Source organism: Streptomyces sp. NPDC055815 (assembly GCF_053616475.1).
In genome coordinates, this window is record NZ_JBSHDU010000133.1 from 1 (window position 1) to 13,538 (window position 13,538).

Annotated in this window: 9 protein-coding genes; 4 read left to right on the forward strand and 5 right to left on the reverse strand. The window is 70.3% G+C overall.

The window, feature by feature from the left end; genetic code table 11:
• Positions 1-16: 16 nt before the first annotated feature.
• The 3 genes from ACWGN5_RS40605 to ACWGN5_RS40615 form a co-directional block, all read right to left on the reverse strand.
• Positions 17-667, reverse strand: coding sequence for a DUF305 domain-containing protein (locus tag ACWGN5_RS40605; protein ID WP_453523685.1), 651 nt, complete (start codon positions 665-667; stop codon positions 17-19).
• A 102-nt stretch (positions 668-769) separates the two neighbouring features.
• A complete protein-coding gene (locus tag ACWGN5_RS40610) occupies positions 770-1,255 on the reverse strand; it encodes a hypothetical protein (RefSeq protein ID WP_453523688.1) in 486 nt (161 codons plus the stop codon).
• Between the two features lie 52 nt (positions 1,256-1,307).
• Entirely contained in the window at positions 1,308-1,652 is a 345-nt protein-coding gene (locus ACWGN5_RS40615; protein ID WP_453523690.1) for a tetratricopeptide repeat protein, read from the reverse strand.
• 104 nt (positions 1,653-1,756) lie between these two features.
• Between ACWGN5_RS40615 and ACWGN5_RS40620 the strand changes: the two genes are divergently transcribed.
• From ACWGN5_RS40620 to pntB, 3 genes are all read left to right on the forward strand, one after another.
• Positions 1,757-2,722 (forward strand): pirin family protein, encoded by a 966-nt coding sequence (locus ACWGN5_RS40620; protein ID WP_453523692.1) that lies wholly within the window; start codon positions 1,757-1,759, stop codon positions 2,720-2,722.
• 361 nt (positions 2,723-3,083) lie between these two features.
• On the forward strand, positions 3,084-4,610 hold the full coding sequence (locus ACWGN5_RS40625) for a Re/Si-specific NAD(P)(+) transhydrogenase subunit alpha (protein ID WP_453523695.1): 1,527 nt from the start codon (positions 3,084-3,086) through the stop codon (positions 4,608-4,610).
• Position 4,611: 1 nt separating this feature from the next.
• Positions 4,612-6,030, forward strand: coding sequence for a Re/Si-specific NAD(P)(+) transhydrogenase subunit beta (gene pntB / locus ACWGN5_RS40630; RefSeq protein WP_453523698.1), 1,419 nt, complete (start codon positions 4,612-4,614; stop codon positions 6,028-6,030).
• A gap of 154 nt (positions 6,031-6,184) precedes the next feature.
• On the opposite strand, the gene ACWGN5_RS40635 is transcribed toward pntB, so the two are convergent.
• Together ACWGN5_RS40635 and ACWGN5_RS40640 are read right to left on the reverse strand one after the other, a co-directional pair.
• Positions 6,185-7,252 carry a transcriptional regulator gene (locus ACWGN5_RS40635; protein WP_453523700.1) on the reverse strand — a complete coding sequence of 356 codons (1,068 nt, stop codon included), beginning with the start codon at positions 7,250-7,252 and terminating at the stop codon, positions 6,185-6,187.
• 495 nt (positions 7,253-7,747) lie between these two features.
• Positions 7,748-9,058 carry a cytochrome P450 gene (locus ACWGN5_RS40640; RefSeq protein WP_453523703.1) on the reverse strand — a complete coding sequence of 437 codons (1,311 nt, stop codon included), beginning with the start codon at positions 9,056-9,058 and terminating at the stop codon, positions 7,748-7,750.
• Positions 9,059-9,537: 479 nt separating this feature from the next.
• Between ACWGN5_RS40640 and ACWGN5_RS40645 the strand changes: the two genes are divergently transcribed.
• The coding region (locus tag ACWGN5_RS40645; RefSeq protein WP_453523705.1) for an amino acid adenylation domain-containing protein at positions 9,538-13,538 on the forward strand (4,001 nt) is incomplete at its 3' end.

Consider the following 13,538-nt stretch of genomic DNA (forward strand, 5'->3'; position numbering starts at 1 on the left):
CCGCCGGCCGGTCGGCTCAGAGCCGGTCGAGGATCTTCTTCAGCTGGGCGACCTCGGCGGACTGGGTCCGTACGACGTCGTCGGCGAGCTTCTTGGCCGTGGCGTTGCCGCCGTTCTTCTGCTCGTCCTTCGCCATGGCGACGGCGCCGTCGTGGTGAGCGATCATCAGCTCGGCGAACTTACGGTCGAAGGCCTCGCCCTTGGCGGCGGCCAGGTCCTTCATGTCCTGGTCGGACATCATCCCGGCCATGCCGTGGCCGGAGCCGTGGCCTGCGGACTCGGGCTTGCCCCAGCCCTTCAGCCAGGCCTTCATCTTCTGGATCTCCGGGTCCTGGGCCTGCTCGATCGCGGCGACCAGCTCCTTGACCTCGGGGTCCTCGGCCCGGCCGTCGGCGAGCTTCGCCATCTCCAGGGCCTGCTCGTGGTGGGGGATCATCATCTGCGCGAACATGACGTCCGCGTCGTTGAAGGCGCCGGGGGCGGAGTCCGCGCCGGGAGCGGCGGGAGCGGACGCGGACGAGGACGCGGAGGACGTGGCGGACGTACCGCCGTGGTCCATCCCGCTCATGCCGTCGTCGGCGCCACAGGCGGTGAGGAGCAGTCCGGCCGCGGCGAGGGCCGAGACGAGGGCGAGCTTGCGGCTGTGGCCGCGAGAGAAGGCGCGCATGGTGATACCTCGTGGGTGCTGTGTCTACGTACAGGCGGAAGGGGGGAAGACCGGAGGCGCGTACGGGCAGCGCGGGGCGACCCGTGGCGCGTCGGGTTCGGTCTAGATCCGCAGGACGGACAGGCGGGCGAGGTCCGGGGGACGTGGGGGAGGGGCGTGCGGCCCGAGCGCGGGGGTGAGCCGCGCGAGGAGGAGGGCCATCCAGTCGGGGCGGCGTCCGAGCGCGGCCCGCAGGAGCCCCGCGAGCAGCCAGGCGCCGAGGACCGCCACGCAGAGGGTGGTCATGTCCATCCCCGTACCCGGCTCGTGCCGGGCGTCGGAGCTGTCGCCGCGGTGCGCGGCATCGGCCTGTGCCGGGGCGCTGTGGTGCTCGGCACCGGCTTGCGTCGGGGTGCTGTGGTGCGCGGCGCCGGCTTGCGTCGGGGTGCTGTGGTGCGAGGCGGTCGCGGGGTCCATGCCGCCGCCGGAGCCCTCGGGGTGGCCCACCGCGTGCATCAGGAACACGCCGAGCGCGAGCACGACGACGAGCAGGAGGTGCCCGATGGCACCTCCTGCTCGTCTGCCGCGTTCCGCTCGGTGTGCGCGCACGATTCAGGGCCTCCTGGCCCCGACCATACCGTGCGGGGGTATCAGTCGCGCGTCAGGACGGGGTCTCGCCCGCCATGGCGGCGGCCAACCGCAGGTGCGGCGCGGCCTCGTCCCGGCGGCCCTGGCGCTCCAGGGTGCGCCCCAGCATCAGCCGGGCGTAGTGCTCGACCGGGTCGCGCTCCAGGACGGCGCGCAGTTCGGTCTCGGCGCGGGAGAGCTGGGCGGAGTGGTAGTAGGCGCGGGCGAGGAGGAGCCGCTGGGCCGTCTGCTCCGGGTGTTCGGCGACGAGGCCGCTGAGGATGCGGATGGCGGTTCCGTACTCCTTCGCCTCGAAGAACAGCTGCGCGCGGTCCCAGCGTTCCCCGGCCGTTCCGAACTCGTAGTACGTGTCGCTCACTTGCTCTCCCTTTCCGGGGCTCCCGATCTGCCACCCTGGGGGGTGGTCGATCACGTCAACACCGCCGGTTAGTTGAACATTCCACCAAGGATGGGTTGAGCGTCATGAGCAATCTCGATCGTCAGGCCACGCTGACCGTGTGCGGCGGCCGCGGCTTCGTCGTCGCCGAACCCGTACGGGAGCTCCTCAGCCCCCGCCGCGTCCAGCTCGGCGAGTCGACCGAGGTCCGCAGACTGCTCCCGAACCTGGGCCGCCGCATGGTCGGAGCCTGGGCCTTCGTCGACCACTACGGCCCCGACGACATCGCCGACGAGCCCGGCATGCAGGTCCCTCCCCACCCGCACATGGGACTGCAGACCGTCAGCTGGCTCCACGAGGGCGAGGTGCTGCACCGCGACTCCACCGGCAGCCTGCAGGAGATCCGCCCGCGCGAACTGGGCCTCATGACCTCCGGCCGGGCGATCTCCCACTCCGAGGAGAGCCCCCGGCCGCACGCCCGCTTCCTGCACGGCGCGCAGCTCTGGGTCGCCCTCCCCGACGCACACCGGCACGTCGAGCCCCACTTCGAACACCACGCCGAACTGCCCCACGTCACCGCGCCCGGCCTCACCGCCACGGTGATCCTCGGCGCGCTCGACGGCGCCGCCTCGCCGGGCACGACGTACACCCCGATCGTCGGCGCGGACCTGGCCCTCACGGCGGGCACCGAGACGAACCTCCCCCTCGAACCCGACTTCGAGTACGCGGTGCTCGCGATGTCCGGCGAGGCCCGGGTCGACGGCGTCCCCGTCCTGCCCGGCTCGATGCTCTACCTGGGCTGCGGCCGCACCGAGCTCCCCCTCCACGCCCTCTCGGACGCGGGCCTGATGCTCCTCGGCGGCGAGCCCTTCGAGGAGGAGCTCGTCATGTGGTGGAACTTCGTGGGCCGCACGGACGAGGAGATCCGCAAGGCGAGGGAGGACTGGATGACCGGCTCCCGCTTCGGCGAGGTGAAGGGGTACGACGGCGACCGCCTCGACGCCCCGGAGCTCCCGGCGACCCAGCTGAAGGCGCGGGGCCGGGTGCGCTGACCCGGGGCTTGCTCTGTCGAGCCGATGTGTGGGGGGAGGGGGATGCCAGGGCCCGGCTGCGGCTTCCGGCGCGACGGTGAGAGGGGGCCCGCCGTCCGACCACCCACGGGTCCTTCACGCGGTGGGCGAGGTGCTCGGCGTCGGGCGCATCCACGTCGCCGGGGCAGAACCAGCCCATCAGCATCCCACGACCTCACCTCTGTTCGAGGCTCGGCGGATGTCGCGTACACCTCACCCGTGGATCCTGTTCAAGGAGAGCCCGGGGCGGCCAAGCTGAGCGGCGTGCTCCGGTACGGGTGAGCACTTCTGATCGAGTTGAGAACACGCCGTTGACGGACAGAGCAGCGAACGGAGAACACTCGTGATTGTCGGAGTCCTCAAGGAAGCGCGGGCAGGTGAGAACCGCGTCTCGGCCACACCGGCCACGATCGAACCGATCCGCAAGCTGGGATACGAGGTGGTCGTCGACTCCGGCGCGGGTGTCGCCGCGGGCTTCACCGACAGCGCCTATGAGGCCGCCGGTGCGACCATCGGAGACGCGGCGGCCGCGGACGTGGTCCTCGGGGTCAACGCCCCGAGTCCCGCTCAGCTGGACGGGGTGCGGCCGGAGGCCACGGTGATCGCGCTGTTCGCGCCGGCGTTCGACCCCGAGATGGTCGAGGCGCTGGGCCGGCGGCCCTTCACGGCGCTGTCGATGGACGCCGTGCCCCGTATCAGCCGGGCGCAGTCGATGGACGTGCTGTCGTCGATGGCGAACATCGCCGGCTACCGGGCGGTGGTGGAGGCGGCGCACACGTTCGGGCGGTTCTTCACCGGCCAGGTGACCGCGGCGGGCAAGGTGCCGCCGGCGAAGGTACTGGTCGCGGGCGCCGGTGTGGCCGGTCTGGCGGCGATCGGTGCGGCGGGCTCGCTCGGCGCGATCGTGCGGGCGACCGACCCGCGGCCCGAGGTCGCGGACCAGGTCCGGTCGCTGGGCGGTGAGTACCTGTCGATCGAGTCCCCCGAGGTCGAGGTCTCCAAGACGGGCTACGCCAAGGAGATGGGTGACGACTACAAGGCGCGCGAGGTCGAGCTGTACGCCGCGCAGTGTCGTGAGGTCGACATCGTCATCACGACCGCGCTGATCCCGGGGCGCCCCGCGCCGACGCTGATCACCGCGGAGATGGTGGCGAGCATGAAGCCGGGCTCGGTGATCGTCGACATGGCGGCCGCCAACGGCGGCAACGTCGTCGGCACCGTGAAGGGCGAGAAGGTCGTCACCGAGAACGGCGTGACGATCATCGGCTACACCGATCTCGCGGGCCGGCTGCCGGCGCAGGCCTCGCAGCTGTACGGCACGAACCTGGTGAACCTGCTGAAGCTGATGACGCCCGGCAAGGACGGCAGCCTGGTCCTGGACTGGGACGACCCGGTGCAGCGCTCGATCACCGTCGTACGAGGCGGCGAGTCGGCGTGGCCGCCCCCGCCGGTGCAGGTGTCGGCGGCCCCGGCCCCCGCTGCGGCGGCGGCCGAGGTGAAGCCCTCGCCGGTGAAGGTGCCGATGTCGGCGAAGCAGAGGTTCGGCGGTGTGGCCGTCGGCGCGCTGGCGCTGTTCCTCGCCGCCGGGTTCGCGCCGGCGGCGCTGCTGCCCCATGTGACGGTCTTCGTGCTCGCGATCGTGATCGGCTACTACGTGATCGGCCATGTGCACCACGCCCTGCACACACCGCTGATGTCGGTGACGAACGCCATCTCCGGGATCATCGTCGTCGGCGCGCTGCTGCAGATCGGGCATGCGAGCACGGCGGTCACGGTGCTGTCGGCCGTGGCGATCCTTCTGGCCAGTATCAACGTCTTCGGCGGCTTCGCGGTGACGCGTCGCATGCTCGCCATGTTCAACCGGAGCTGACATGTCTGCGACCATCGCCGCTCAGGCGGCCTACCTCGTTGCCGCGCTGCTGTTCATCCTCGCCCTGGCCGGCCTCTCCAAGCACGAGTCCGCGCGGCTCGGCAACGCCTTCGGCATGCTCGGCATGGCCGTCGCCCTCGTCGCGACGATCGTGCTCGCGATCGACGGCGACATCAGCACCGCCGGCCTCGGCCTGATGGCCGTCGCCATGCTGATCGGCGCGCTGATCGGACTCCAGCGGGCCCGCGGCGTCGAGATGACCGGCATGCCCGAACTGATCGCGCTGCTGCACTCCTTCGTCGGTCTCGCGGCCGTCCTGGTCAGCTGGAACGGCTACCTCAACGTCGAGCACGACCCCGACGGCCACGAGGCCCAGGCCCTCGACGCGCTCGGCACCCTCGGCATCCACCACGCCGAGGTGTTCATCGGCCTGTTCATCGGCGCCGTGACGTTCACCGGCTCCATCGTCGCCTACCTGAAGCTCTCGGCGAAGATCAGCTCCACGCCGCTCGTGCTGCCCGGCAAGAACGCGCTGAACCTGGGCTCGCTGGCCCTGTTCGTCGCCCTCACCGTCTGGTTCGTGATCACCCCGGAGCTGTGGCTCCTGATCGTCGTGACCGCCCTGGCACTGGCCCTCGGCTGGCACCTCGTGGCCTCGATCGGCGGCGGCGACATGCCGGTCGTCGTCTCGATGCTCAACAGCTACTCCGGCTGGGCCGCAGCGGCCTCCGGCTTCCTCCTCGGCAACGACCTGCTGATCGTCACCGGCGCACTGGTCGGCTCCTCCGGTGCCTACCTGTCGTACATCATGTGCAAGGCGATGAACCGCTCCTTCCTCTCCGTGATCGCGGGCGGCTTCGGCATCGAGGCGCCGGCGGGCTCGGACGTCGACTACGGCGAGCACCAGGAGATCACCGCCCAGGCGGCCGCCGAACTCCTCGGCGCGGCCCGGTCGGTGGTCATCACGCCCGGCTACGGCATGGCCGTCGCCCAGGCGCAGTACCCGGTCGCCGAGCTCACCTCGAAGCTGCGCGCCAAGGGCGTCGACGTACGGTTCGGCATCCACCCCGTCGCAGGACGCCTGCCCGGCCACATGAACGTCCTCCTGGCCGAGGCCAAGGTGCCGTACGACATCGTCCTCGAAATGGACGAGATCAACGAGGACTTCGCCGACACCGACGTCGTCCTCGTCATCGGCGCCAACGACACCGTCAACCCGGCCGGAGCCGACGACCCGTCCAGCCCGCTCGCCGGCATGCCGGTCCTCACCGTCTGGGAGGCGAACCAGGTCATCGTCTTCAAGCGCTCGATGGCCTCCGGCTACGCGGGCGTCCAGAACCCGCTCTTCTTCCGCGAGAACACCTCGATGCTCTTCGGCGACGCGAAGGCCCGGGTCGAGGACATCGTCGGCGCGCTCTGACCCGCGGAGCGGGGACCGGCATCCCCATCTGAGTGCCGGAGGACGGCGATCAGCATCAGCGGGCACCTGCCGCCGATGCTGGTCGCCGCCGACCTCCGAGGACCGCCGGACGTCGACCCGCGGTGAGGAACGCCGGGCTGGACAAGTACGCGCGTCAGGCCTCGTCGTCGATGTTGAGCATGCGGCCGTCCAGTTCCCTCGCGAACTCCGTCCACGTCTCCGCGTACCGCCGGGCGAGGTCGACGACCAGGCTTCCACAGTGCGACGGGACGGCTTCGGCCAGTCTCGCCCATCTCTGATCACCCAGGGCATTCAGCTGAAGGACCCGGAGAAGTTGCCGCCCTTCCTCCTTGTGCCGCAAGGACGGATCACGCAGGAGCTTCTCCACCAGCGCGGCGGGATCCGGCTGGACGGGGCGTCCTCTCCGCGCGGTGTGCTGCTCGCCCAGATCCTGCGCGATCACAGAACCGGGCTGGGCGCCGCCGGACTCGGACGCGTGCGATTTCCGCTCCGGTAACGGCGACTCACCCGACAGCAGCCGTTTCTTGACGTCGCTCACCGTCGCCGGCGAGATCCCGGCGTGCCTCGCCACCTCGCGCAGCGACGCCTGCGGGTTCTCGGCGACCAACTCGGCGGCACGTCTCCTGCCCTCCTCGCTGTTCAGCGGACGGAGCTTGCCGTCTCTGCCGATACGGGCCCGCACCGGCGGCGCGTCGACCGCCCCCCGCCTGATGGCCGCGACGGCCTTCGCGCCCAGTCCCGCCAGGCGGGCGATCGCACGGTCCGACATCTCCGGATGAGACGCGATGATCCGTGCCGCCGCGGCCCGACGGTCCGCTCTGGAAAGAGGAAGACCGTGCGTCACATTCGCCTGGACGGCCCGAAGAAAAGCCTCCTCGACGCTACCGTCGAACAAAACGGCATCGATCGTCTCATCGCCCTTCAGAAAGGCAGCCATGAGCCGATGCAGCCCGTCGATGACCCGCATGCTCCGCCGGTGCACGAGGATGGGCGGAAGTTGTGAGTCCAGTTCCATCAGTCTGGCGACATGATCGGCGTCATGCCCTTCGAGACGAGGAGAATCGCCAGGCAGGAGTGCCGAGATCGGCACGGATGCGATCTCCCGCTCGCCCTTCGTGACGGTCACATTCGGTTCGGCCGAGCCGGTAGCTCCGCTCGTCTTCCTGGTATCCACAAGATCGGCAGTATCGTAACGGCTCAAGTCTGACTCCCCCCGTCGGCATGGCCGATAAGTGTCCACTCGAAACGAAATACGTCCTCTGATGGCACGGCTGTGGTCGTCGGTCGACGACCACACCTTTTGACCGATCGAAAAGGGGAGCATCGAGCAGATTCCGAACTGCGACTCCTGCGGCTCCGATCCCAGTTGGCGGCAAACATCGCATGGCCATCGCATGCGAAGAAACCGGGCGTGCTGCCCCACCCTGCACCACGCAAGCGGACGTCACGTACGCCGGCGGCCCACCGGCACCGACACGGGTGCGCCACCGACCCCCTGAGGTCCCCAACTCCCCTTCGAACACACTTACATGGTCCGTCACTGGCTCGAACCTGTCGAGAGTCTCGTCACACTGGCCACAGCAATCCCGAGCGGCGACCCATGCACCACGTACGGCGAGAGCAGACCCCGCCGTACGCCACTGCCACTCCCCGCCGGCCGACGGTCAGGCGGTCAACCGGTCAGGCGGCCAACCGGTCAGGCGGTCAGGCGGACCGGAAGACGCTCGGGTCCGTTGACGACGATCGAGGACACGAGCGTCGGTTCGCCGGCTAGCTCCACGCGGATGCCACGATGCAACAACTCGTTGTACAAGAGTCGCAGTTCCGCACGGGCGAGCACGCTTCCCAGACAGAAGTGCTCACCGAAACCGAGGGCCAGATGCCGGTTCGGCCTGCGGCGGATGTCGAACTCGTCCGGACGGTCGAAGACGCTCTCGTCACGGTTCGCGGACGGCAGCCACAGCGTGACCCGGTCACCGGCCGCCACCTGCTGCCCGTGAATCTCGATCGGCCGCACCGCCGTGCGCATGATGTGCGTCGCGGTGGACGTCCAGCGGAGCACCTCCTCCACCGCCGAGGCCAGCAGCTCCGGCTCCCTCGTCAGAGCCGCCCACTGATCCTCGTGCCGCAGGAACGCCAGCATGCCGCCGGCCGCCGCGATCCGCGTGTTCTCCGTGCCGCCGACCAGCAGATTGTCGCAGTTGAGGAGGACGTCGTCCGGCGTGAGCCGCGCCCCGTCGATCGTGGCCGTCGCCAGAATGCTGACCAGGTCGTCACCCGGGTTCGCCGCCTTCGCCGCCTGCAGATCGTCGAAGTAGCTCATGATGTCCAGATGGGCGAACCGCTGCGTCAGCGGGTCGTCCGCGGCGAACGCCTGACTGGTCAGCTTGAACAGGTGATCCCAGTCGGAGCTCGGAACCCCCATCATCCGGCAGATCACGTACAGCGGCACACGGGCGGCCACGTCCGTCACGAAGTCGCACGTCCCGGACTCCAGGGCCTCGTCCACGACCCGCCGGGTGACCTCCGTCATCTCGGGCTCGAAACCCCGCACCGACCGGAGCGCGAACCACTCGTCCACCAGCCCCCTCAGCTGCCGGTGCCGCGGAGCGTCCGTCAGCGCCAGCGTGCGGCCACCCCCCGGGTCCTCCCCGTGTTCGGCCGGACGCAGCAGAATTCCCCGTGCCGAACTGAACGTCGCCGCGTCGCGATAGGCCGCCCGAACATCCTCGTACCGGGTGAGCGCCCAGAAACCCGGAAGTTCGGTGGGCGGATGCCAGTGGACCGGCGCATTCGCGCGCAGCCAGGCCCACTGCTCGAAGGGATTGCCGTGCGCATAGAGCTCGGGATCCACCAGGTTGATCCGCGGAGCCTGCTGGGATGAGTCGCCGTGCATGCGAATACCTCTCAGGATGCGCTCGAATTCGAGATACGGATACCCGGCGGCGGTAATGGTGCGGCGAATCAGGCTTCTTGAACGATCGGGGCCCCTATTGCGGGGAGGCATGCTGACACGCTGCCGCAGCAGCGTCAAGCTCCGTCGGCAGGTCGCCGCACATCCCTTCTTCCGCCGTGATCAACCGACGCGGCGCAGCACTTGAACGCCCGGCCGGCCAACCGTACGCGTTCCACGCCGATCAGGCGATGATTCGGCAAGGGAATAGACATCAGCGACAGCCGGTAGGACTCCACGCCGCCGCCGTGGGCCGCGGATCCGCCGAGGCTGGTCGCACCGCACTGTTCAAGTGCGGCCAGGGCTCAGTTGAACACGGCGGAACACTGATCGCCAGGATTGATCGCACATGCCGCCTGGACCATAGTGAACCGGGGTCTGCCCAAGGCTGCCCGCTGATCGAATTGTCCTGGGGCGATGTGGATGACGGCATCCGTAGAACCTGCCCTTCAAGGATTCGCCCCTTGTGAATTGACGGGGGAATGGGTCCCGCCGCGGTCATGTTGTAAACAGGAGGAATCCCGATGATCCCGTTGTCGTTTGCGCAGCGCCGGCTGTGGTTCATCGGCCAGCTCGAAGGACCGAGCGCGACCTACAACATCCCCATGGCGCTGCGGCTGGCCGGCGAACTGGATCGGGAGGCGCTGGAGGCGGCGCTGCGGGACGTGCTGGAACGGCATGAGGTGCTGCGGACCGTGTTCCCGGCGCCCGAGGGTGAGCCGTATCAGCGGATCCTGTCGGTGGAGGAATCCGGTTTCGAGCTGACGGTCGCGGAAGTGGCCCCGGAACGGCTGACGGAGGCCGTGGCGCACACCGTGCGGCAGACCTTCGACCTGGCCACGGAGATTCCGCTGCGGGCCGGCCTGTTCGTGACCGGCCCGGACGAGCACGCGCTGGTGGTCGTGGTGCACCACATCGCGGGTGACGGCTGGTCGCTGGGGCCGCTGGCCCGGGATCTGTCGGTCGCGTACGCGGCCCGGTGCGCGGGCCGTCAGCCGGGGTGGGAACCGCTGCCGGTCCAGTATGCCGACTACGCGTTGTGGCAGCGGGAGCTGCTCGGGGACGAGGACGACCCGGAGAGCGTGCTGTCACGTCAGGTGGCGTTCTGGCGCGAGGCGTTGGACGGAGTCCCGGAGGAGCTGCCGCTGCCCTACGACCGCACGCGGCCGGCGGCGGCGACACATGACGGGCATGCGGTGCGGCTCGAGATTTCCGCCGGCGTTCACGCGCGGTTGCGTGAGGTGGCGCACGAGCGTGGTGTGACCGTGTTCATGGTGCTGCAGGCGGCACTCGCGGTGACGCTGCACCGGTTGGGCGCGGGGACGGATGTTCCGATCGGTTCGGCGATCGCCGGGCGGACGGACGAGGCCCTGGACGACGCGGTCGGATTCTTCGTCAACTCCCTGGTGATCCGGACGGATCTGTCGGGTGACCCGTCCTTCGGTGAGGTGCTGGAGCGCGTCAAGGAAGCCGGCCTCCAGGCCTTCGACCATCAGGACGTGCCGTTCGAGCGGCTGGTGGAGGAGCTGGCCCCCGCGCGGTCCATGGCGCGGCATCCGCTGTTCCAGGTGATGCTGACCGTGCACAACAATGCGCAGGCGGTGCTCCAGCTGCCGGGCATGCGGGTCGAAGGGATCCCCACCCAGGAACAGTCGGAGGCGAACCGCACGAAGTTCGACCTGGACGTCACGGCCACCGAGGTCGTCGACGCCGATGGGGCCCCGCTCGGTCTGACCGGCCGGTTGATCGCGTCCGCCGATGTGTTCGACGCACACACCGCTGAGCGCTTCGCGCAGTGGCTGCTGCGGGTCGTCGAGACGGTGGTGGGGACGCCCGACCTTCGGGTCGGAGCGGTGGACGTCCTGAGCCCGGACGAGCGGTCCTTGGTTCTGGAGCGGTGGAACTCCACGGCCGCCGAGGTGAACGAGGCGACGGTCTCCGAGCGGATCGCCGAGTGGGCGGCGGCGGATCCGGCCGCGGTGGCCGTCGTGTGTGAGGGAGAGGAGCTGTCGTACGGGGACCTGGACGCCTGGGCGAATCGACTGGCGCATGGGCTGAGGCAGCGGGGTGTCGGCGCGGAGTCGGTGGTGGGTCTCTGCCTGCCGCGGGGCGTGGAGCTGGTTGCGTCCGTGGTCGGTGTGTGGCGCGCGGGGGCGGCATACGTGCCGCTCGACCCGGAGCTCCCGGTGGAGCGACTGACGTACATGGTCGCGGACAGCGGGGCCGCGGTGGTGCTGGGGCGAGGCGGGCCGCTGCGGGAGCTGAGGGACCTGCGGGACCTGCCTGGGGCCGAGGTGATCGATCTCGACGATCGGGAGGCCGCGGAGGCGTTCACGAGGGCCGAGGCGGCGGCACCCGAGGCACCGGTGCGGGGCGGGGCCGAGGCATCGGACCCCGAGGCGGCGGCACCCGAGGCGGCGGACCCCGAGGCACCGGTGCGGGGCGCCGGGCTGGCGTACGTGATCTACACGTCCGGATCGACGGGACGGCCGAAGGGCGTGGCGGCCACCCACGGCGGGCTGATGAACCTGGTCGCGGCCCTGGGGCCGGTGCTGGGTGCGGAGCCGGGCGCGCGAGTGCTGCAGTTCGCGTCGTTCAGCTTCGACGCCTCGGTCCTGGACATGGCGGTGACGCTGGCGTCGGGCGCCACCCTCGTGGTGGCATCGGCGGCGGAGCGGTCGGACACGTCGCTGCTGGCGGGGATGGTGCAGCGCTGCCGCGTGGGCTCGGCGAGCGTCGTGCCCTCGCTGCTGGGTGTGCTGGATCCGGCGGCACTGCCGGACGTGTCCACGCTGGTGGTGGGTGCGGAGCCGATCAGCGCGGCGCAGGCCAGGCTGTGGTCGCGGGGCCGGGAGCTCGTGAACACGTACGGTCCGACCGAGGCCACGGTCATGGTCACCACCGGCCCGGTGGACGGTACGGAGCCCGTGGTGCCGATGGGCGCGCCGGTGGCGAACACCCGGCTGTACGTCCTGGACGGCTCGTTGCGACCGGTGCCGGTCGGGGTGGCTGGGGAGCTGTACATCGCCGGCGCGCAGTTGGCGCGGGGGTATGTGGGGCGCGCGGGCCTGACGGCGGAGCGGTTCGTGGCGTGCCCGTTCGGTGGTGCGGGTGAGCGGATGTACCGGACGGGGGACCGGGCGCGGTGGACGGCGGAGGGGCAGCTGGTCTTCGCCGGGCGGACCGATGACCAGGTCAAGATCCGCGGGTTCCGCATCGAGCCCGGCGAGGTGCGGGCGGTGCTGGCCGCGCACCCGCGGGTCGGGCAGGCCGCGGTGGTGGTGCGGGAGGACACCCCTGGCGACAAGCGCCTGGTCGCGTATGTGGTCGGTGACGTGCGGGGCGCTGAGCTGCGGGAGTTCGCGGCCGAACGGCTGCCGGACTACATGGTGCCGTCGGCGGTCGTCGTACTGGACGAGCTGCCGCTGACGACGAACGGGAAGCTGGACCGCAAGGCACTGCCGGCTCCGGAGTACCGGGTGGGTGCCGGGCGGAGTGCGGTGTCGGTGCAGGAGGAGATTCTGTGCCAGGCGTTCGCTCAGGTCCTGGGCGTCGAGCGGGTCGGCGTCGACGACGACTTCTTCGTGCTGGGTGGGCATTCGCTGTTGGCGACTCGTCTGGTGAGTCGGGTGCGTGCGGTGCTGGGTGTGGAGGTGGCGCTGCGGACGCTGTTCGAGGCACCGACGCCGGCCGGTCTGGCCTCGCGGTTGGTCGGGGCGGGTGAGGCGCGTCCGGCGTTGGTGGCGAGGGTGCGTCCGGAGCGGGTGCCGCTGTCGTTCGCGCAGCGCCGGCTGTGGTTCGTCGGCCAGCTGGAGGGGCCCAGCTCTACGTACAACATCCCGATGACCCTCCGGTTGTCCGGTGGGGTGGATCGGGAGGCGCTGGGGGCGGCGCTGGTTGATGTGCTGGGTCGGCATGAGGTGCTGCGGACGGTGTTCGCGGTGGCCGAGGGTGAGCCGTACCAGCGGATCCTGCCGGTGGAGGAGTGCGGGTTCGAGCTGGCCGTCGCGCAGGTGGGCGCGGACGAGCTGGCGGGAGCGGTCGCCGAGGCGCAGGGGCATGCCTTCGATCTGAGCGCGGAAATTCCCCTGCGGGCGTCGCTGTTCGAGACCGGCGCGGATGAGCACGTGGTGGTCGTCGTCGTGCATCACATCGCGGGCGACGGCTGGTCGTCTGCTCCGCTCAAGCGTGACCTGATTGCGGCGTATGCCGCCCGGAGTGAGGGCACCGCTCCGGAGTGGTCCGCGCTGCCGGTCCAGTATGCCGACTACGCGTTGTGGCAGCGGGAGCTGCTGGGTGACGAGGGCGACCCCGGGAGTCTGTTGTCGCGTCAGGTGGATTTCTGGCGTGGGGCGTTGGCGGGGGCGCCGGAGGAGCTGGCCCTGCCGACCGATCGCACACGGCCGGCGATCGCGTCGCATGAGGGGCATGCCGTGCGTGTGGAGGTGCCGGCTGGGGTGCATGCGCGGTTGCGTGAGGTGGCGCGTGAGCGTGGTGTGACGGTGTTCATGGTGTTGCAGGCGGCGCTTGCGGT